The organism is Flavobacterium helocola, from assembly GCF_038289885.1.
In the GTDB taxonomy this organism is placed as follows: Bacteria; Bacteroidota; Bacteroidia; order Flavobacteriales; family Flavobacteriaceae; genus Flavobacterium; species Flavobacterium cheniae.
The window spans coordinates 75,863-98,728 of sequence record NZ_JBBYHT010000001.1 but is presented as its reverse complement, the minus strand read 5'-3'; the positions used below and the strand labels follow the sequence as shown (position 1 = coordinate 98,728).

Here is a 22,866-nt window from a genome sequence, read left to right as displayed (position 1 = left end):
AATATGTTATACTACATCTTTCAATACTTAGACAAAGCCTTTGATGTTCCTGGAGCAGGAGTTTTTCAATATATTACTTTTCGCTCGGCATTAGCTTTTATTTTGTCGTTGTTAATTGCTACGATTTACGGAAAAAAAATCATCAACTATTTGAGAAACCAACAAGTGGGTGAAACGGTTCGTGAACTTGGTTTAGAAGGGCAAACTGCAAAAGCAGGAACGCCAACAATGGGTGGAATCATCATCATTTTGGCGACTTTAATTCCAGTTTTGTTATTGGCTAAGTTGAATAACATTTACATCATTTTATTGATTGTAACTACAATTTGGATGGGAGTCATTGGTTTTATTGATGATTACATTAAAATTTTCAAGAAAGATAAACAAGGTTTAAAAGGAATTTTTAAAGTAATTGGGCAAGTTGGTTTAGGCCTAATTGTAGGGACAGTTTTATATTTTAGTCCAGATGTAACCGTTAGAAAAGATACTTTAACTTCAAGAGTAAAAATCGAGAACAACATCAAACCAGCCGATTTAGAAGAAAAATCGACAGCAACCACTATTCCATTTTTAAAAAATAACGAATTTGATTACGCAGAAGTGTTATCGTTCATGGGCGATGATTACAAAGATTACGCTTGGTTGATTTTTATTCCAATGGTAATTTTAATCATCACAGCAGTTTCAAACGGCGCCAATCTTACGGATGGTATTGACGGTTTAGCCGCAGGAACTTCCGCAATTTCGGTACTGACACTCGGTTTGTTCACTTTCGTATCAGGTAATATCATTTTCTCTGATTATTTGAACATCATGTATATTCCAAACTCGGGTGAAATGACGGTTTACATCGCAGCATTCGTTGGAGCTTTGGTTGGATTTCTTTGGTACAACGCTTACCCAGCTTCAGTATTCATGGGTGATACCGGAAGTTTAACTATTGGTGGTATTATCGCTGTAATTGCAATTGCTATTCGTAAAGAATTAATGATACCTGTAGTTTGTGGAATTTTCTTAGCCGAAAATTTATCAGTAATTATTCAGGTGAGTTATTTTAAATACACTAAAAAGAAATTTGGTGAAGGAAGAAGAATTTTCCTAATGTCACCATTGCACCATCATTATCAGAAAAAAGGATATCACGAAAGTAGAATTGTAACACGCTTTTGGATTGTCGGAATTCTATTGGCGATTTTCTCACTTGTTTCTTTAAAATTAAGATAAGATGCGACTGGTAGTTTTAGGCGGAGGCGAAAGTGGAGTAGGAACCGCCATCTTAGGAAAGAAAAAAGGATACGACGTTTTTGTGTCGGATTTTGGAAAAATAAAAGAAAATTACAAAGAAGTTCTTACCATTAATGGAATCGCTTGGGAAGATGAAAAGCATACAGAAGAATTGATTCTGAATGCCGATGTAGTAATGAAAAGTCCAGGAATTCCTGAAAAAGCACCAATCGTAAAAAAGCTAATTGAAAAAGGAATTTCGGTTATTTCTGAAATCGAGTTTGCCATTCAGTTTACTGACGCTACAACAGTTGGAATTACAGGAAGTAATGGAAAAACAACCACAACACTTTTGACGTATCATTTGTTAAAACAAGGTGGATTAAATGTAGGATTAGCAGGAAATATTGGAAAAAGCTTCGCTTGGCAAGTAGCCGAAAACAAGCACGATATTTATGTATTGGAATTGAGCAGTTTTCAGTTAGACGGCATCATCAATTACAAACCACATATCGCAATTTTAACCAATATCAGTCCAGATCACTTAGATAGATATAATTACGATTACAGTTTATATATCAATTCAAAATTTAGAATTACAAAAAATCAAACAGAAGCCGATTATTTGATTTATGACAATGAAGACGATGCGATTCAAAATTGGCTAAACAAGAATACAATTAAAGCAAATAAAGTTCCTTTTTCATTAACAGGAAAACCTGAAAAAGATGGAGGATTTATAGAAAATAACAACATTAACAGCACTATTAAAAACGAAATATTTACTATGCCAATCAACGAACTAGCACTAGAAGGAAAACACAACATCAAGAATGCAATGGCAGCAACTGCTGTAGCACAATTGTTGAATATTAGAAAACAGACCATCAGAGAAAGTTTGACTAATTTTCAAGGTGTAGAGCATCGCTTAGAAAAAGTATTGAAAATTCAAGGTGTGCAATACATCAACGATTCTAAGGCTACGAATGTAAATTCGGTTTTTTATGCTTTGGATAGCATGAGTACACCAACGGTTTGGATTGTAGGTGGTGTTGATAAGGGAAATGATTACGATGAATTGATGCCATTAGTTCGTGAAAAAGTAAAAGCAATCGTTTGTTTAGGTGTTGACAATACAAAAATCATCAATGCTTTCAATAATGTGGTGGATGTTATGGTGGAAACTACTTCAATGTCTGAAGCAGTTCAATTAGCACAACGTTTAGCAGAAAAAGGAGATAGCGTTTTGTTATCACCAGCTTGTGCAAGTTTTGATTTATTTGAAAATTACGAAGACAGAGGAAAACAATTCAAACAAGCAATTTATAATTTATAATAACATAAAGAAATGTTTGATATCATTGGTAAAATAAGAGGAGATAAAACCATTTGGGCTATAGTTTTTCTATTGTCCCTAATCTCGTTTTTGCCAGTGTATAGCGCTAGTACAAACCTAGTTTACGTTATTGGAAAAGGGACTACGATAGGGTATTTGTTCAAACATTTTATACATGTAATGTTGGGTTTTGGAATCATATTTTTTATTCACAAAACGCCTTATCATTACTTTAAAGCACTTTCTATTTTCGGAATTCCGTTAGTAATATTATTATTAGTTTACACCTTATTCAAAGGAACAGTCATTGATGGTGCAAATGCCAGTCGTTGGATACAAATTCCTTTTATAGGTATTGGTTTTCAAACGTCTACATTAGCGTTTATCGTGTTAATGATATATGTAGCACGCTATTTAGCTAAAGTAAGTGATAAAGAATATTCGTTTAAAGATTCCTTATTAGAATTGTGGGCGCCAGTTTTTGCCGTTTTAGCGTTAGTGCTTCCAGCGAACTTTTCAACAACTGCTTTGATTTTTTCAATGGTATGTATGTTGGTTTTCATTGGGCAGTATCCAATGCGATATCTCGGAATTATCATGGGTGCAGGAATTGTGAGTTTGACCATGTTCATTTTGGTGGCAAAAGCTTTTCCTGATGCGATGCCAAACCGTGTTGATACTTGGATGAGTCGTATTGATAGTTTCTTTGATGACAAACCAAACGAAGACGAATACCAAATTGAAAAAGCAAAAATAGCCATCGCATCCGGTGGGATAAAAGGATTAGGTCCAGGAAAAAGTGTCCAGAAAAACTTTTTACCTCAATCTTCTTCCGATTTTATTTTTGCCATAATTGTGGAAGAGTACGGTTTAGTAGGTGCTGTCGGAATCATCTTTTTGTATTTACTATTGTTTATCCGATTTATAATTGATGCTCAAAAAGCAACGACTTTATTCGGAAAACTATTAATCATCGGACTCGGATTTCCAATTATATTTCAGGCGTTTATCAATATGGGAGTTGCAGTGGAATTACTTCCGGTGACAGGTCAGCCTTTGCCGTTGATTAGTAGTGGAGGAACTTCTATTTGGATGACGTGTATTGCGATTGGAATTATTTTAAGTGTGACAAAGAAAGAAGAAGAAGTAGCATTGGATTTAGAAGAAAAACGCAAACGTGATGAAGCGTTACAACAAATTATTGATGCACAAGTAGCGTTAAATGAAGATAAAGAAGCAGATGAAAATCAGCAGAAAATAAACGATATTAAAAGTTCGATTAGAGAATCTTTAATTGAAGATGAAAACGGAGATGTGTTAGTAAACGGACAAAATCCGATGAACGCAGTTTTAAATAAAAGATAGATGAAAAATCCAAGATTCATAATTAGCGGTGGCGGTACAGGTGGACATATTTATCCAGCCGTTGCGATTGCAAACGAATTAAAAAATCGTTTTCCAGAAGCGGAGTTTCTTTTTGTAGGTGCCAGAGATAAAATGGAAATGCAAAAAGTACCTCAAGCAGGTTACGCAATCAAAGGATTATGGATTTCAGGAATTCAACGCAAACTGACTTTGGATAACGCAATGTTTCCTTTAAAGTTGGCTTCGAGTATGTGGAATTCATTCAAAATCATCAAAAGTTTTAAGCCTGATGTGGTTATTGGAACAGGTGGTTTTGCAAGTGGTGCAGTGCTGAAAGCAGCGTCAATGTTGAATATTCCAACGGTAATTCAAGAGCAAAATTCATATCCAGGAATTACTAATAAATTATTAGCAAAAAGAGCAAATAAAATTTGTGTGGCTTACGAAAATTTAGAACGATTTTTTCCAAAAGATAAAATGATATTAACTGGAAATCCAGTTCGTCAAGATTTGATTAATGAAGCGAGTAAAAGCGAAGCTATAGCTTATTTTAATTTAGATGCGAATAAAAAAACACTTTTGGTTTTAGGCGGGAGTTTAGGTGCTAGAAGAATCAACCAATTGATTGAGAAAGAATTGGATTTTCTATTGAGTCAGAACATTCAAATCATTTGGCAATGCGGAAAATTATATTTAAACGATTACTCAAAATATAATGAGAAAGACAACGTTCAAGTAGTAGCGTTTATTGATAGAATGGATTTGGTTTACGCTGCTGCAGATGTAGTAATTTCTCGTTCAGGAGCATCATCTGTTTCTGAATTGTGTATTGTGGGAAAACCAACGATTTTTATTCCGTCACCAAACGTTGCCGAAGATCATCAAACTAAAAATGCTAAAGCAATTTCAGATAAAAACGGAGCCATTTTAATCAAAGAATCTGAATTAGAAACGCAATTTGAAACGATTTTTTCTGATTTAATTTCAAACGAAAGTAAGAAATCAGAATTAAGTCAAAACATAAAAAAATTAGCTAAGCCAAACGCAACAAAAGATATTGTTGAAGAGATAATAAAGCTAATAAAATAATATTTCAAGGGCAAGTTCAATTACAAGAACAAGCTCAATAAAAAAGTAAGTAATAAAAGTTTGAAATTGAATTTTGAACTTGAAATTGAATTTGAAAAATGAATCTAAATCAAATACATAACGTTTATTTCATCGGAATCGGAGGCATCGGAATGAGTGCTCTTGCTCGCTATTTTCAATACATTGGAAAAAAAGTAGTGGGTTATGACAAAACACCAACGCAGTTAACAGATGAATTGCAGGCAATCGGTTTAGAAATTCATTTTGAAGATAATATCGGTTTAATTCCAACCGATTTCTATGTAGAAAATACATTAGTAATCGTAACGCCAGCGGTTCCAGTTTCGCATTCCGAATGGAATTATTTCATTGAAAGAGAATACAATATTAAGAAACGTGCTGAAGTTTTAGGAATCATAACAAAAGACACCTATTGTTTCGCAGTTGCTGGAACACACGGAAAAACTACAACATCAAGTATTTTAGGTCACGTTTTATATGAAAGTGGTGTTGATGTTACTGCTTTTTTAGGCGGAATTGTTGAAAATTATAATTCTAATTTAATCGGTTCAGGAAAAACAGTTACGGTGGTCGAAGCGGATGAATTTGATCGTTCATTTTTGCATTTACATCCTAATGTTTCTTGCGTTACTTCAATGGATGCGGACCATTTGGATATTTATGGCGATGCAGCAAGTATTGAGGAATCGTTCAGAGAATTCGCAGCTAAAACTTCAAGTGAAAATTTATACGTAATCAAAGGATTGCCACTAGAAGGAAATACGATTGGAGTTAACAATGATGCTGATTTTTCGGCTCAAAATATCCGAATTGAAAATGGGTTTTATGTATTTGATGTAAAAACACCAACTGAAGTAGTTCAAAATGTGAAATTTGGATTACCAGGTCATCATAATTTGACTAACGCATTATTAGCTTTTGCCATGGCAAAATCTTATGGTGTTTCAAATGAAAAAATCATTGCAGCATTAGCAAGTTTTAAAGGAGTAAGAAGACGTTTTTCATTCCAAATTAGAGAAGAAAAATTAGTTTATATTGATGATTATGCACATCATCCAACCGAAATTAACGCGGTGCATCAAGCGGTTCGAGAATTATATCCAGGTAAAAAAATCATTGCAGCTTTTCAACCACATTTGTTCAGTAGAACGAAAGATTTTGTAGATGGTTTTGCAGAAAGTTTAAGCAAATTTGATGAGATTTTATTATTGGAAATTTATCCGGCTCGCGAGTTGCCAATGGAAGGTGTGAATTCGACTTGGTTGTTGAATAAAATTAACAATCCAAATAAGAAATTAGTAAGCAAAGACGAGTTGTTCACAGCTTTTGAAAATTCAGATGCTGATGTGTTCATAACTATTGGTGCTGGCGACATTGGTGAGCTTGTAAAAGATCTAAAAAAAGCGCTTCATGAAAAGAATTAATTGGCATACTATTCGCTTGGTGTTAATCATTTTTACAATGATTTTCCTTTACTCTTTTTCTGTAAAGAGGAATAGTGAGCGCAAAATCAGTAAGATAGACATCAAATTCGAGTCGAATGAAAATATGTTTTTAACACATGAAATGGTTAATAACTTGTTAATACAAAATTTGGGAGGTACATCATCAATTCAAAAAGATAAATTAGATTTGAATACTTTAGAAACTGTTCTCGATGATCACGAGATGATTGAAAAAGCACAAGTTTTTTCAACAGTAGACGGATTTCTAAATACGCGTATTACTCAAAAGACCCCAATCGTAAGAGTTATTACTGATAATGAAAGCTATTATCTTGATTCAAAAGGATATAGAATGTCGTTGTCGGAGAATTTTTCAGCACGAGTTCCGTTAGTTACTGGCGAAATAAGTGAAGAAAATTGCAAGCCGTTTTTGTTCTTATTTAACGAAATCAAAAAAGATGATTTCCTAAGTAAAAATATTACTGGCGCACAGGTTATGGCTTCAGGAAATGTGGTGTTAACCAACAGAAGTTATGATTATAAAATAGCATTTGGGAAACCAATAAATGTTGAAAAGAAGCTAAAGAATTATAAAGCGTTTTTTCATCATGCTATAAAAGATACATTGATTAAAAGTTATAAAGAGGTAAACGTTATGTTTACACAACAAGTGGTTTGTAAGAAATAGTTAGAGTTATGAACAAAGACAACATTGCAGTAGGATTAGACATTGGTACAACTAAAATTGTAGCAATGATAGGGAAGAAGAATGAATACGGAAAGCTAGAGATTCTTGGAGTAGGAAAATCTAAAAGCTTAGGTGTTCATAGAGGTGTTGTAAATAATATTACACAAACCATACAGTCAATTCAGCAAGCAGTTGCTGATGCGGAGAATGATTCAGGTTATAAAATTAATGATGTTGTGGTAGGAATTGCTGGGCAACACATTAGAAGTATTCAACATAGCGATTACATCAGTCGTCCAAATGCAGAAGAAGTAATTGGAGATGCCGATATCGATGCATTGATTGGTCAGGTTCATAAATTAGCGATGTTGCCAGGTGAAGAAATTATTCACGTGTTACCACAAGAATTTAAAATCGACGGTCAAGCCGAAATTAAAGAACCTATCGGAATGTACGGTGGAAGATTAGAATCTAGCTTCCACGTAGTAGTAGGTCAAGCAGCTTCGATTCGTAATTTAGGAAGATGCATCAAAAGTGCCGGATTAGAATTATCTGGATTAACACTTGAACCATTAGCTTCGGCTGATGCAGTATTAAGTCAAGAAGAAAAAGAAGCAGGAGTTGCTTTGATAGATATAGGTGGTGGAACAACCGATTTAGCCATTTTTAAAGATGGAATCATTCGTCATACAGCTGTTATTCCTTTTGGAGGAAACGTGATTACGGAAGATATTAAAGAAGGATGTTCAATCATCGAAAAACAAGCAGAGTTATTGAAAACTCGTTTTGGTTCAGCTTGGCCAGGAGAAAATAAAGACAATGAAATTGTTTCTATTCCTGGATTAAGAGGTAGAGAGCCAAAAGAAATTTCATTAAAAAACTTGTCAAAAATCATTCACGCTAGAGTTGTGGAAATCATTGAACAAGTATATGCTGAAATTAAATTGTACGGACATGAAGATCCTAAGAAAAAACTTATTGCAGGTATTGTATTAACAGGTGGTGGAGCACAATTGCAACACATCAAACAACTGGTAGAATACATCACTGGAATGGATACAAGAATTGGTTATCCAAACGAGCATTTAGCAGGAGATTCAGACGAAGAATTGTCAAGTCCATTGTATGCTACAGCAGTTGGTTTAGTAATGAACAGTATTAGAAACAATACAAAAAGTGCTACTCCATTAGTAGAAATGAAAAAAGAAGAGCCAGTAGTGGTGGCTCGTCCTCAAGTTGTGGTTGAAGAACCAATTATTGAGGAAGAAAAAGAGGAGCCAAAAGCTACTCAACCTATCAAAACAGAAACAACGGATGATAGAATCAAACGTTCGTTTTTTGATAAGTATATAGATAAGATTAAAGAATTTTTAGATAACGCAGAATAAAAGGAGATACTATGTCAGAATTTGGAAACATTTCATTCGATTTACCTAAAAACCAATCTAACGTAATTAAAGTAATTGGCGTTGGAGGTGGAGGTAGTAATGCCATAAACCACATGTTTAAGCAAGGCATTAAAGGTGTTGATTTTATAGTTTGTAATACTGATTCTCAGGCATTGCAAAATAGTCCAGTACCAAATAAAATTCAGTTAGGTGTTAACCTTACCGAAGGATTAGGTGCGGGTGCAAACCCTGAAGTAGGTCAACAATCTGCAATAGAAAGTATCGCCGAAATTGAGAAAATGTTGGATAGCAACACCAAAATGGTTTTCATCACTGCAGGAATGGGTGGAGGAACTGGAACTGGTGCAGCTCCTGTAATTGCGCAATTAGCAAAAGAGCGAGACATTTTAACAGTTGGTATTGTTACGATTCCTTTTCAATTTGAAGGAAAAGTTCGCTCTGAGCAAGCGTTAGCTGGAGTAGAACGTTTACGTAAACAAGTAGATTCTTTAGTTGTTATCAATAATAATAAATTACGTGAAGTATACGGAAACTTAGGTTTCAAAGCAGGTTTCTCAAAGGCTGACGAAGTGTTAGCTACTGCGTCAAGAGGAATTGCTGAAGTTATTACGCATCACTATACTCAAAATATTGACCTTAAAGATGCTAAAACCGTGTTGTCAAACAGCGGAACAGCAATCATGGGTTCTGCAACTGCAGCAGGTTCAGATAGAGCAAAACAAGCAATTTCAAGCGCATTAGATTCTCCATTATTAAACGATAATAAGATTACAGGTGCTAAAAACGTATTGTTGTTAATTGTTTCTGGAACTGATGAAGCTAACGAAATCACAATCGATGAAATCGGAGAAATCAATGATTTCATTCAGTCTGAAGCAGGTTACAACGCAAACATCATCATGGGTGTTGGTGAAGAAGAAGCTTTAGGTGAAGCAATTTCGGTAACGGTAATTGCTACAGGTTTTAACATCGAGCAACAAGCTGAAATCGTTAATACGGAACCTAAGAAAATTATTCATTCTTTAGAAGACGAACAAAAAATTGTTCACGAATTGTTGAATAAAACTATTGCAAGTCTTCCGGTTAATGAGCCAATTTTTGAATCACCAATTGAAACAGAAATTAAAGCTGATATCATCAATCCTATTTGTGATGAAGTGGTAGAACAAAAAGTTGTTTTTACTTTAGAAGAAGAAGTTGAAGAGCCAGTTTTCGAAATTCATACACCAGTAGCAGCAATTGATTTAGTTCCTACAACTGAGTTTTTAAAGAATATTGATGTAACTTTTGAGGTGGTTAGCCCTAATTTAGCGCCAACTTTCGAAATCATTACACCTCAAATCAGAGAAATCGAAGTAAAAGATCCAGAATTTGTTGTAGCAACTGAAGAAGTGAGTTTTTCTTTGGATTTATTCGCTGCAAAAGAAGAAGTTAAAGAGAATACAATTGTTTTCGAATTAACGCCTGAAACACGTGCTATGGAAGTAAAAGATCCAATAAACGTTGTTCCGGTTACAGAAGTTAATCAAAACGGAATTATCAAATATTCGTTAGAGGATTATTTAGAAAAAGAAAACGAATTAGTAGCTTCCAAGCCAGTCGAAATTGTAGCTGAACCAATTGATGAAGAGTTAAACTTCACTATGAAAACGAATGTTCAAAAATTTGAAGATGCACATCAATTAGACAATACGTCGCCTTTAGAAATGTCAATCGAAGATACATTAAAACTTAGAGCCGACGAACGTAAAAGAAAAATGAAAGAATTCAATCATAAATTCAACAATAGTGCTTCGCAAATTGATGAGTTTGAAAGAATTCCTGCCTATAAAAGAATGGGGTTTGATGTAACATCTACACCAAACACTGCTAGCAATCAATCTAGAATGTCTTTAGGAACTGATAGTAACGACGATATTCAATTGCGTTCAAACAATTCATTCCTACACGATAATGTGGATTAAATCTACAACAAACTAACCTACACTAAGAAACCCGAAGAGCAATTTTCGGGTTTTTTTATTACCTTTGCACCATGTTTGTAAAACCTTTTTCTAGAGTTTGGACATAAATCAACTACAATAAATAAAAAATACAATATGAGTTTAGAAGCAAAAATCATGGATCACATGAAAGAAGCCATGAAGGCAAAAGATAGTGTAGCTTTAGAAGCATTAAGAGCTATTAAATCGGCAATTATTTTAGCTAAAACAGAAGCTGGTGCAGGAGATGGTTTATCAGAAGATCAAGAAATCAAAATGTTACAGCGTTTAGTAAAAATGCGTAAGGACAGTGCAGAAATTTTCACGACACAAAACCGTCCTGATTTAGCAGAACCAGAATTGGCACAAATCGCCGTAATTGAGAAGTTTTTACCAGCTCAGTTATCAGAAGAAGAAGTAGAGGCGGTAATCGCTAAAATCATAGCTGAAACAGGTGCTACAGGTATTGCTTCTATGGGAAAAGTTATGGGATTAGCTTCAGCTCAAATAGGAGGACAAGCAGAAGGAAAAGTAATTTCTGGAATTGTAAAGAAATTATTAGTTTAAATAAGAAGAAAGAACAAAGATAAAAGAGCAAAGATTGAGGTCTTTATTCTTTCTTCTTTGCTCTATTCTCTTAAAAAAGGCTTCGTAGTTCAACTGGATAGAATATCAGATTTCGGCTCTGAGGGTTGCAGGTTCGAACCCTGCCGAGGTCACTTTCAAAGCATATTTATAAGGCTTAACGTTATTTTTAGTCAACATTTAGTCAACCGATATATAAAAATATAGTTTTCTACATTAAAAATGTTTTAACTAAAATGATGTTTAATATTAGATTGCTGAATAAATTAAGCAAAAAAAATCCTATCAGTTATTTGATAGGATTTTGCTTTTTATATAAAGGCAACAGAATAAAATTTTTTGTTTTTAATACATTGCAAAAACTATTAAACAAGCATTGCAAAATTATAATTAAAACTTTGTTACAGTCATTGCCTTTAATAACTGGGTTGTAATATCATAAAATATAAGCTTTGCAACAACAATTTTCTATTTTTGCAAAGCAATTGAAATAATTTATTTATGTTAAATTACTTTTCTTATTTCGTTCCAGTTGCAATCTACTAAACCAAACGTTTCAATTAGATTCCAAATTTCGGGTGTGTGTGTTTCAAATTCGTTAATAATATTTTCGGTGTCGGTATAAATAATTTCATGTTTTTTATTTTTTTCAGCTTCTTTTTTTTCAATAAGTAATACATCTGCAAAATCTGTTCCTGCTTCAAAATTCGTATTTTCGAGCCAATCATTAACAATTATATCAAAACCTAAGATATTGAGTTCTGTGGCTTTTTTAAACCAATCTGCATACTCGCTTTTATCAGGAAATGCAATAATTTTATATTGCTTAATTGGTTTCAGATTTTCATATTTAAAACCTTGTTTACTTCCTGTGGCTAACCAAATATATTGAGGTTTAAATATACTCATCATAATTGCTGTTTTTTCTCCCTCAACAAGTGCAATGGTTTTGGCATTACTTTCATTTATTAGGTGCAAACCGAATAAACATTGATTAAGATTAAAATCATTGATTGTTTTGGTTCGTTTTAAAATACTATGTACCCAATCTATTAAGCTTTTGCCGTCTTCGTTTTTGTGTCGTTTGCCAGTTTTTGAAACATATTGTAAAATTTTACCAGCGTGAACCTTTTGCAAATTATCAATTTGCCAAAATATTGTAGCACCATTCCAACGCTTTGATGTTCCTATCAAATATTTTAGTATTGCTTCTTTTACTTCAGTTTCTGTAAAAATGGTTTTTAAGAACTGGATAAAATTATTTTCTTTGTAATTCCTACCACTTTGACTTACTAAATCGAAATTATGAAAACTTGGTTTTGGTTTCGGAATATTAACCACTTCAAAAGGATTATTAAACTCGCCTGTTGGTGTGTTATGAAAACCACAATTTGTTTCACGGTCGCAACGTCCAAAATCTTCATTCAAATAGTTTCCTGTTTCCGTTTCTTTATATTTTACAAGGGTTCGTTTGTTGCATTTTGGACAAACAAACTTTTTACTGCTTTTATCTAAATTGTATTTGTATTGTTTCATCGCATTTAAATTTTTACTGTTCACGGTGTTCATACTGTTCACACTGTGAACACCGTGAACAGAATGAACACTTTACAACTTTAAATATTTATTTACAGTCCCAACTGACACACCCAATTGAGTAGCAATTTGCCTTTGGCTTTTTCCTTGTATGTTTAATTCCTTTACTTTTTCAATGTTTGTTTCACGGTCTTTATCAGTATATTGTTTTAGGTGTTCACGTTCATTACCATAACCAATAAACTCAAATTGTAAAAAATTATATTCTTTATTTATATGACAAATACAAACATTATCTGTATCAAATACTTGCTCACAATTACGTTGTTTAATTTGTTTGATATATCTTATTTGCTTGTCTTGGTTACTTTCTCCAATAGCAAAGGAACTATCACAAAAATTCATAAGCATTTTGCTTCCTGACAAATCATTTCTTGTAATTGGCTTTGATAAATCTCTTTTTGGCGTGTGTGCTAAAATCAAAATTGAAAGTGAGTACTTGCTTTTTAATTCTTTAAGTTTTTTCATTAATGGTAAAGCTTCTTTTGCTTTTTCATTATCGGTTTTTAAGTAGGTGAGATTGTCAATAATCAAAACCTTTGAATTAGATTTTAAAAGACTTTGCTCGATTGACAAGATAAGAAAGTCATCAAAATTTTGATTAATTGGTAAATCAGCATCGGTATTGATTTCTATTCTTAAAAAATTATTGTCAAAGTTGTAATTTTCGGTATAATCTTTTGAATATCTATTTTGAAATTGCTTATCCGACAATTCAAAATCAAAGTAAAGAACAGACTGTTTTTGAGTTTCAATTTTGAACCCAATTATATGTTCTGACTTACTTATGCTGTTGCCAATTTGAACTGCTAAAATTGATTTCCCTAAATTGGTATCAGCAAACAAAATACATATTTCACCCTCATACCATAGTTGACTAAAAAGCATCTTCGGTATTGGTCGGTTCTTTGCTTCCTCCATCCACTCATTAGCTGTTTTTATCAAAAATAAACCGTTTTCTGTTGTCTTAACTTCGCATTGCATTGCTTTGTCAATTACATTGCTAAAATCGGTTAAACCAATTGCCTGTTTATCTTTATCCATATTGCTATGAATTAATTGACTTAACCGCTTCTAAAACTTGTTTTCTGCTATAATACACCCTGTTTCCTATTCCACTACTTAATAGTTTACCACTACGAGTATGTTTCCATAAAGTCGTGAAATTTATACTCAAAAGAGTACAAACTTCTTTTCGGGTCATTAAATCGTTTTCGGGTTGTTGTGATTCTTTTGTTGCTTGAGGTTGCAACAATGGTTTAAGTGCTTCGGCTAATTGTTCAATTGTGATGCCGTTTAATAAAATTTGATTCATTTTTCTTATTTTTTAATTAATAAGAGCAAATGAACTTTAGGTTTATTTTGGGTTTAACCTAAATCGTTTCTTTTAAATTTATTCCAATTCGGATTAATTCTTTTTCTACTTTTTCAACAGCCTTTAATGAGTTCATTGGGTTGTTCGTTTGCGAAACAGAATTATTGACAATAGGATTAATCATTGGATAAATAGATGATGTTTTTATTCCAGTAATACCAGATAAAAAAGATGCTAAACTATGTGTGTTTGTATTAAATGGTGTTTTTGTTCTTAAAAAATCAATTATTCCCATTTTTTGCAAATAAATTATTTTTTCTCTACCATTAGTTTCACTTAAATCAATTTCTACTTCATCAACTTCTGTTTTTCCATATTTGCATTGTGCAATTTTCACCCGAATAAAAGCAATAACTTCTTGAAATTTATCCATATTCACAATAATTCCTCCGTAAAGTGCTCCTTCAAAATCTTGATGGCTTACAACATGAGCATTATTATAAATTTCTAATTGATATTCAAAAAAGTCTAATTCTGTTTTTGCGGTCGCTAAAATAAATTCATTCAGTAAATATTGAAAAGTACTTTTATATTCTTCAACGGTAAAGCAAATTGATTCGTTCATATTATGGATATATTCTGTTTATTTTATTTTAGTTTATTTCAAAATTACTTTATAAATCACCAAAATAGAAAAAAATATTCTTGTTCCAGCGATTATATTATAAATTTATTTTACAATTGGATTCATTCAAATTAAATTATTTTTTGACATATTTTAAATGTAGAAAGAAGTTCTTTGAGAAGTAAACACAATATTTTTTTTAAATATAATGCAAAAGCAACATTATTTAGATTGAGTTTTTATAAAATAAAAAACCCAGAGCAAGTCTGGGTTTAAATTATTTTTTTAGAGTGCACCATTAATGCTATGAATAATAAGGCACTTTGTATAGTGCAAATGTATATATACATTTTGAATAATACAAATATTAAGAGTTAATTTTTCTATAACCTATTTCTGTCGCTATTATGTTGTTAATCACTTCATTATCAGAATATTCTGAAAATATTTTATCTATTTCTTTTTCAATATCAAGTTTCCTGTTGTCTGATATTTTGCCTAAAATGTATAGAATTACTTTCATCGAATCATCTAAAGAACATCTGTTTTGACTATTAAAATTAATGTCTGGAATAGCAGAAATACTTTTAGGTAATTTTAAATCATACAAAACACCACCATGAGCGCAAACATTTCTAACATAAACAATTGTTTCCATTAGATTAATAAATTTTTGCAGATTTTGAATACCATACAAATTAGAAATCCTTTCTTTTATTGCAGTATCATTTAATTCTTTAAAAACCTTTAATATTGCACCAAAAGTAAAAAACTCTAAAGTTTTCCAAGCTGGTGCATATTTATCATTGATATATTTTTTATGATGCAGTTTTATAGTTTTATTATTTTTCTTAAAATCATCATTGTAATGCAATTCTATTGAATTAATAAAATCTGAACTAATAACTTTTGGGTCAATAAACCAAGTTGGGGAATTTTTATTAACGTTTGAAACATAATAGACTACTTTTGTTCTAAAGTTTATTTCTATCCTATTAAGGCATTTTAATAACAAGTTTCTTAAATCTACATCAAGATAATATAATGAAACAGCATCAGAAAATTTAGTACCATCTTTAAATTCATGCTTTCTGTTTTTTTCAAAAGGATTCCAATAAAAACCTAATCTGTAGTAACCAATGTCTAATAAAATTTCTTTTACTTTTTCTTGGTCATAATCTAAATTCATACCTCTTTCTTCAAGTCTTTTTATTTGTTCTCCAAAACTTGTGGCTATATTTCCCATACTTCTTAATTTCTATCTTACAAAGGTTGTGTTTTATTATATCAAATGAAAGTCAAACTTATTCACAAACAAATACAGTTTTTAACAATAATTTTTTTAACTATTCTCATCAATTACAATAACTTAAACACTACAAAATCAAATATCAATAATAAAGCTACATCATAAATTGAAAATTCAAACTTAAATGTGTAATCGACTTTTTTTCTTAAAAGTTTTTAAAAAACTTATTAATTCCTTTTATCATAATTCTGTTTTAGATTATATATTGTTGTTTCTATTAATATATTACCATTTAGAAATATACTTTTTTTCATTTCTAATTCCCCTAATAACCTTATCGAAGTTTGAGAAGTAAATAAAACTTAAAAAAATTGAAAACGATAAATAAATTATTAAGAGTATGTATAATTCCGAACCTGATAATAGTATAATTGAACTTATAAACATTAATAAGTTTGCCGAAAAAATTCTAATTACGTGCCATTTCATTGTGTCGGAAAATCCTCTTGAGTACGAATTAATAATAGTAAAATCATCAATAATGAATAATATAATAATATTTAGCAAACTAAAATAAACACTTTTAATATTATTTATATAAGCTATTTCTGAAATTGCAATATTAATTATGTAAAATGAAATTTGAGAAAAATATAAAGTTTCTCTATCATTGAAATCAATGATACTATAAGGATTATAGAAAATACTTCTTTTTGAATAATTCTCCTTTAACTTTAATGGAATAAAACATATAACTATAAAATATACAATTTTTTCCTCAAGTACATTTTTGTAAAAGTATATTAAAAAACTATAAAGAATGATTATTGATGCAAATCTTATAGGTAGAATTCCAAATATATTATCATAAGAAATAAAATCTTTAAAGCTTGAATTATTTATTGAATAAAAAGCGTTTAAAATTGAATATATACTTAAAAAAAGACCAATACAAAGAACAAATGAAACAAATAAATATTTAATAAAATCTATTTTAATGTTTTTTTCTTCACCATAAGATGAGTTTATTTTCAAAAACCCATTGTTTATTAAAAAGAAGAAAGATGTTACAATTACAAAAGAAAAATAAACTCCTTTTTTAAATAATAAACTTTTATTAATTAATTCAATATTATACCAATCAAATAAACTCATTTTATTTTCCAAAAAGTAAGTATCTAATTGATAAATACCAATAAAGACATACTTAAAAACATAAAAGACAAATACAAATGAAACTAATCTGAAAACAATATATTTTAAGTTTACTACTATACTACTATTTGTAGTATAGCTGTATCCAAATTCTGTTTTTAATCGCTCATATCTAAAAACAATTATTAATAAAGTAAAAGCAATCGCAGGTATATAATTTAATTCAAGTATGCCGAGTTTCTTTATAATAAAATAAATATCCTTAAAACAAGGAACATCTTTAAAAAATATGATTATTAAAAAAGATAAAAAAGAAGAAATCTTGATTGTATTAAATATGTTTCTCACATTAAAAAGATAAAAAAATCTATCTAAAATTCTTCCATAATTATTTATTCTAAACTCATTAAAAATTTCAATTAATACTATTGCAACACACAAAAAAAACACATTATCTAAAACCATCTTACCCTTTAATTATTCTCAACAATTTCTATTTCTTCCTCATTCAATCCATACAACTCATAAACCATTGCGTCGATTTGTTTGTCCGTTGCAATGATTTGGTTTTTTGTTTCAACGGCTTGTTTTTGGTAGGTTTCAAAATACTCTTGAACTTCATCTTTTTGTACTGCTGACAATACAATTTTGGCTTTTGCCAACTCCGCAAAAAAGCTTTGCAACGATAATTCGTACCAAGTTTCAAGTTTTTTAGTTGGCTTTTCTAAACCATAATCCCTTTGCAACATATTAATAACTTTAGCCTGTAGCTGTTGTAATGTTTTGTTTTTTTCAATCATTAAAACCGAAGCAACTGATAAATTTTCAATTGTCTTGCTGTCAGCTTTTTGGATTGGTAAGTTTTTTAATTCATTGACTTTTATTTTAGGAAATAAATCATCTTCTTCAGAATAAAATTTTCTAAAGTAAAAACCAAATAATTTACTATTCAATAATGCCGTATAGTATTCTAATTTTTCATTTTTACCAATAAAGTTTGTGCAAACATAAAGTGATTGGTCTGCGTAATATTTTTCATCATCTAAAAAAGCAAAAAGATAGTCGCTTATTACTTGTCTTACTAATATTTTTGGTTGTTCGAAATAATGTATTGCTTTAGGTGACATTAGCCACTTACCCCATTTAATATAGTTTTCTTCCCATAAAAAAGAGTACCTCTTAACTCCTTTTCCTTTAATTTCTTTTTTAAAATTATCATCTAATTTAATATTTGAATGATAAATTTTATTTTTAACATCTTCAACGGTTAAAGGAACGCCAAGCAGATTTATACCATAATTTGCTTGATATGGTTTAAACCCATTTGAAACGTCTAATTTATCCGACAACTTATATTCTGCTTTATTTACTTTTTTTAATATCTCATCAATTTTGTTGTCAGAGGCAAATGAAATCAAATAATTTTCATTATGAATCCAATCACTTTGTTTGAAGTTATATTGAGTCATTAAGTCCTGTCCAACGAGAACCATATTATCTGGTTTAGGTTTATTTATTTCGATAATAAAAATCGATGTTTCAACATTTGCGTCTTCAAAAATAATTTGTCTATTGAAATTTATTAAGTTCTTTATTGTTGTTTTTAAAATCAATATTTCCCTTAGTTTTTTTGCGTATTTATTAGATAGCCAAGCATTTGGAATAATAAACCCAATAACTCCATTTTGTTTTGTTAATTCATTTATAGCTTTTTCAGAAAAAATATAATAAACCTCTGAATGTCCAATAACAGAATCGTATTTTTCTCTATAATAATTAATTGAAACTTCATCTAATTTCGCACCATAAGGCGGATTACCAATAATCACATCAAAACCTCCTTTCGCAAATACTTTAGGAAAAGCATTTTGCCAACTAAAAGCTTTATTACCAGCTACATCTACATTGTCAATTAACGAGTTACCACATTGTATGTTGCTGTTTAAATCGTTAAGCTTTCGGTTCGGTTGTGCGGTGCGTAACCAAAGAGCCAACTTGGCAATTTCAACACTTTCTTCGTTTAGATCTACACCAAAAAGGTTGTTTTCTAAAATGCTTGTTGCAATATCACTTAACACAAAGGTATCTCCAAATAATTTAGCTTTTAGTTCGTCAATATATTGGTGTTCTGCAATTAAAAAATCTAAGGCTTGGTTAAGAAATGCACCACTACCACAAGCAGGGTCGCAAATAGTTAGTTGCAATAACCAACTTCTATAATTTTCTACTTTATCAATTAAAGCTTGTAAAGTTTTCTTTTGTCTTTTTTTGTCTGTTGTGTAATCTTCATCTGCCAATTGCAATTCGGTTTTCTTTTCCTCACACAACATGCCAATTGTATTTTCTACAATGTATTTGGTAATGTATTTTGGGGTGTAAAAAACGCCGTCTTTTTTACGTTTGGTTTTCGTTTTGTCAATAGTTCCGCCCTCTAATTGTGCTTTAATTTCGTCTAATTCATTTAACGAATTTTCAAAAATATGCCCTAAAATATTTACATCAACTTCGCTTGCAAAGTCGTAATTGCTTAAGTTTTCAGTGTGCTTAAATAACAAAGCATCGTCAATTTTAATGTTGTCTAAAATATCGTCAGCCTTAAACAATCCACCATTATAAGCGAAAATTTGGTGTTCTTCAATAGTGTGCGATGCTGTTTGAGAAAAGGCTGGTAATTGTACTTTTGCACCACTATTTAAATCGTTAAAATATATTTTATATCTATCATATAAAGAAACTTCAATACGCATTGTGCGTAAATTTTGCCATTCTTTATTGATACGAAAAATTAAATTGGTTGGTAATAAGTTTCGGTCTTCGGCAAAGAAAATAAACAAAAATCTATCTAATAACTTTTGCGATTTTTTAAAGAGTTCAATCGGTTCATATTGTGGATTTAAAACCACTAAATTTTGATATAATTCTCTTTTAAAAAGCGAATAATCTTTGTATAGTTTTTTGGTAATAACGTCTTCTTGGCTTACCGATTCATCTTTAATAGTTTTTGCAATGCCTTTAGAAAGGTTCTCGTAAGCTAAACATAAATACAATAATTCAAATTCGGTTTGTGTCAATTGAAACAAATTGAACTCTAAAAACTCAATAGCATTATCAATATAAAATCGGATTTTTTCAAAGTTAGAAGTAATCACATAAACGCAATCGGGTTGGTTGTTTTTATATCCAAACGCTTGTGTTTCAATTTTACCTAAGTCGGTTGTGTTTGTGCCTTTTAATTCAATAACTGCTTTTACTTTGTCCTCAATAATAATTGCTCCATCAGCTTTTTTGCTGTCTTTTACGTTTTTATATTCGGTAGTAAGATTAAATTTTATTTCCGTTGAAGATGCTGGCTTGGTGTAGCCTAATATCTTAACAAACAAGTCTTCTAAAAACTCGCCTTGATATTGTTCTTCTTTCAGACTTTTAATATCCTCTTGAACTTTTAAATTTAGGAAGTGCTTTTTATAGGCTTCCCATTTTTGCAAAAGCAAAGTTGAGTTTTGATTTTTTAAGTATTTGGAAACTACGGAATTTTGAAATAATGGCATTTTTATAAGTTGCTTAATTGAGAGTACAATTTATAAAAATTTAATTGTTAAGTAAAATATACTTATTAACAAACCAACCATTGCAAAAACGTTGAAAAAGCATTGCAAACGTATGTTTTAGTGCGTTTTATAGATGATAAATGTTGAAATGTCCGTTAATTGCTTTGCAATGGAAAAGCTTATTTATTTGAAAATGTATTGCAAAGCAGTTTAAATACTAAGTTTCTATTTAATCAAATGAACTAAAACTTCATCCTCTGTATTCTAACCGCATTTAAAATAGCTAATAACGCAACACCTACATCTGCAAAAACGGCTTCCCACATTGTAGCTAAACCACCTGCTCCGAGAACTAAAACAATTGCCTTAACACTAAATGCTAAAATGATATTTTGCCAAACAATTTTTTTGGTTTGTTTACCTATGTTTATTGCCAAAGGTATTTTGCTTGGTTTATCGTCTTGAATAACAACATCAGCGGTTTCTATTGTGGCATCGCTTCCTAAACCGCCCATTGCAATACCTACGTTACTTAAAGCAACTACAGGTGCATCGTTTACACCATCGCCTACAAAAGCTACGGTTTCATTTTTAGCTATAATTTCTTTGACTTTGTTTACTTTATCTTCTGGAAGTAAATCTCCGAAAGCATTTGTAATTCCAAGTTTTTGAGCTACAAATTGTACCACTGTATCTTTATCACCACTTAACATTGTGGTTTTTATTCCTAAAACTTTTAGTTTGTCAATTGTGATTTGTGCATCTTCTTTTATGCTGTCTGCAATAGTTAAATAACCCACAAATTTTTTATCGTAAGCTACTGCAATTAATGTGTAAACAATACTTGTCGGGTCAATATCATAAGTAATAGAAAATTTATCCATTAGTTTGAAATTTCCAACTAACAATTCTTTTCCGTTTACATTGGCTTTTAATCCGTGTCCCGATATTTCTTCTACATCTTTTAAAACTATTGCACTATCAATTTTACCAACAAATTGATGAATGGCGGTTGCTACTGGATGTGTACTTTGACTTTCTAAAGCATTAACCAGTTGCAAAATATCGGCTGCATTGAAATCGGAATTAAAAACAACTTCTTGAACTTTAAAAACTCCTTCGGTCATTGTTCCAGTTTTATCCATTACAACATTTTGAACCGAAGCCATTACATCAAGGAAGTTACTCCCTTTGAATAGTATTCCGTTTTTTGAAGCTGCACCAATTCCTCCAAAATATCCTAAAGGAATACTAATAACTAAAGCACAAGGACAAGAAATAACCAAGAAAATTAATGCTCGATACAGCCAATCATTAAACTGATAATTCTCTACAAAAAACATTGGTAACAAACATATTGCAACGGCTAAAACAACTACAATTGGAGTGTATATTTTTGCAAATTTTCTGATAAATAATTCTGTTGGTGCTTTTTTAGAAGTTGCATCTTGCACCATTTCAAGAATTTTTGATAATTTACTATCTGAATAAGCAACTGTAACTTTTACTTGACATACCGAATTTAGGTTTATCATTCCTGCTAAAACTGTTTCCCCTTTTGCTTTTGTATCTGGTTTACTTTCTCCTGTTAATGCAGCCGTATTGAAAGAAGATGTATCAGAAAGTAATTCGCCATCTAAACCTAATTTTTCACCAGCTTTAAGTTGGATAATATCGCCAATTTTAGACATTGAAGCTTTGATTGTTTTAGCCACATTATTTTCTAAAATAGTAACCTCGTCTGGTCGTTGGTCGAGTAATGTTTTAATGTTTGCTTTTGCTCTTTGAACAGCCAATGTTTGGAATATTTCGCCAATAGCATAAAATAACATTACAGCAACACCTTCAGGGAATTCAGCTATCGCAAATGCTCCAATCGTTGCAATTGACATTAACAGAAATTCTGAAAACACATCACCTTTTCTAATACTTTCAAACGCTTCTTTAAGTACAGGAAACCCAACAGGAATATAAGCTAAAACATACCAAGCTATTCTTACCCAACCTGTAAACCAAGATTGTGTAAAATAATTATCAAAACCAATTGCAATCAATAATAAAACAAAACTTATTATTGCTGGTAAAAACATTTGAAACGTTGATTTTTCCTCGCTTGAATGGTCGTGGTCGTGTCCGTCATCATCAGAATGATGTTCGGTTTTTTTATTTATTTTTTCTTCTAATGAGCAACAAATTTGTTTTCCTTGCTTGTCGTAAATGTGCTGATGTTCCAT

17 protein-coding genes and 1 tRNA gene are annotated in these 22,866 nt (G+C 31.1%); 10 read left to right on the top strand and 8 right to left on the bottom strand.

Annotated features, from left to right (window positions below):
• The first annotated feature begins 3 nt into the window (after positions 1-3).
• The 10 genes from mraY (at position 4) to AAEO58_RS00395 (ending at position 11,278) form a co-directional block, all read left to right on the top strand.
• Positions 4-1,224, top strand: coding sequence for a phospho-N-acetylmuramoyl-pentapeptide-transferase (gene mraY, locus AAEO58_RS00440; protein WP_133608181.1), 1,221 nt, complete (start codon positions 4-6; stop codon positions 1,222-1,224).
• A 1-nt stretch (position 1,225) separates the two neighbouring features.
• Positions 1,226-2,560 (top strand): UDP-N-acetylmuramoyl-L-alanine--D-glutamate ligase, encoded by a 1,335-nt coding sequence (murD, locus tag AAEO58_RS00435; RefSeq protein ID WP_341681029.1) that lies wholly within the window; start codon positions 1,226-1,228, stop codon positions 2,558-2,560.
• 12 nt (positions 2,561-2,572) lie between these two features.
• Positions 2,573-3,925, top strand: coding sequence for an FtsW/RodA/SpoVE family cell cycle protein (locus tag AAEO58_RS00430; protein ID WP_341681027.1), 1,353 nt, complete (start codon positions 2,573-2,575; stop codon positions 3,923-3,925).
• A complete protein-coding gene (gene murG, locus AAEO58_RS00425) occupies positions 3,926-5,014 on the top strand; it encodes an undecaprenyldiphospho-muramoylpentapeptide beta-N-acetylglucosaminyltransferase (RefSeq protein ID WP_341681026.1) in 1,089 nt (362 codons plus the stop codon).
• Positions 5,015-5,112: 98 nt separating this feature from the next.
• Positions 5,113-6,459 (top strand): UDP-N-acetylmuramate--L-alanine ligase, encoded by a 1,347-nt coding sequence (murC, locus tag AAEO58_RS00420; protein ID WP_341681024.1) that lies wholly within the window; start codon positions 5,113-5,115, stop codon positions 6,457-6,459.
• Positions 6,446-7,168: a cell division protein FtsQ/DivIB gene (locus tag AAEO58_RS00415; RefSeq protein ID WP_264368171.1), complete on the top strand. Its 723-nt coding sequence runs from the start codon at positions 6,446-6,448 to the stop codon at positions 7,166-7,168. Before murC ends, AAEO58_RS00415 begins: the two co-directional genes overlap by 14 nt.
• An 8-nt stretch (positions 7,169-7,176) precedes the next feature.
• Positions 7,177-8,556 carry a cell division protein FtsA gene (gene ftsA, locus AAEO58_RS00410; protein ID WP_341681023.1) on the top strand — a complete coding sequence of 460 codons (1,380 nt, stop codon included), beginning with the start codon at positions 7,177-7,179 and terminating at the stop codon, positions 8,554-8,556.
• 11 nt (positions 8,557-8,567) lie between these two features.
• The gene (ftsZ, locus tag AAEO58_RS00405) at positions 8,568-10,541 is read left to right on the top strand and encodes a cell division protein FtsZ (protein ID WP_341681022.1); all 1,974 of its coding nucleotides are present in this window, start codon (positions 8,568-8,570) and stop codon (positions 10,539-10,541) included.
• Positions 10,542-10,676: 135 nt separating this feature from the next.
• On the top strand, positions 10,677-11,126 hold the full coding sequence (locus AAEO58_RS00400; RefSeq protein WP_341681021.1) for a GatB/YqeY domain-containing protein: 450 nt from the start codon (positions 10,677-10,679) through the stop codon (positions 11,124-11,126).
• A 78-nt stretch (positions 11,127-11,204) separates the two neighbouring features.
• Positions 11,205-11,278 (top strand) — tRNA-Arg (locus AAEO58_RS00395).
• A 370-nt stretch (positions 11,279-11,648) separates the two neighbouring features.
• Here the strand turns inward: AAEO58_RS00395 and AAEO58_RS00390 are convergent.
• The 8 genes from AAEO58_RS00390 to AAEO58_RS00355 form a co-directional block, all read right to left on the bottom strand.
• Complete coding sequence (locus AAEO58_RS00390; protein ID WP_341681020.1) at positions 11,649-12,713, bottom strand: DUF6371 domain-containing protein; 1,065 nt, start codon at positions 12,711-12,713, stop codon at positions 11,649-11,651.
• 39 nt (positions 12,714-12,752) lie between these two features.
• A complete protein-coding gene (locus tag AAEO58_RS00385; RefSeq protein WP_166125777.1) occupies positions 12,753-13,784 on the bottom strand; it encodes an AAA family ATPase in 1,032 nt (343 codons plus the stop codon).
• 4 nt (positions 13,785-13,788) lie between these two features.
• Positions 13,789-14,055 (bottom strand): helix-turn-helix domain-containing protein, encoded by a 267-nt coding sequence (locus AAEO58_RS00380; RefSeq protein WP_166125779.1) that lies wholly within the window; start codon positions 14,053-14,055, stop codon positions 13,789-13,791.
• Positions 14,056-14,113: 58 nt separating this feature from the next.
• Complete coding sequence (locus AAEO58_RS00375; RefSeq protein ID WP_341681019.1) at positions 14,114-14,680, bottom strand: hypothetical protein; 567 nt, start codon at positions 14,678-14,680, stop codon at positions 14,114-14,116.
• A gap of 367 nt (positions 14,681-15,047) precedes the next feature.
• On the bottom strand, positions 15,048-15,926 hold the full coding sequence (locus AAEO58_RS00370) for an Abi family protein (protein WP_341681018.1): 879 nt from the start codon (positions 15,924-15,926) through the stop codon (positions 15,048-15,050).
• Between the two features lie 288 nt (positions 15,927-16,214).
• Entirely contained in the window at positions 16,215-17,549 is a 1,335-nt protein-coding gene (locus AAEO58_RS00365; RefSeq protein ID WP_341681017.1) for a hypothetical protein, read from the bottom strand.
• A gap of 8 nt (positions 17,550-17,557) precedes the next feature.
• Positions 17,558-20,632, bottom strand: a complete 3,075-nt coding sequence (locus AAEO58_RS00360) for an Eco57I restriction-modification methylase domain-containing protein (protein WP_341681016.1) — start codon at positions 20,630-20,632, stop codon at positions 17,558-17,560.
• Positions 20,633-20,874: 242 nt separating this feature from the next.
• Positions 20,875-22,866, bottom strand: coding sequence for a heavy metal translocating P-type ATPase (locus AAEO58_RS00355; RefSeq protein WP_341681015.1), 1,992 nt, complete (start codon positions 22,864-22,866; stop codon positions 20,875-20,877).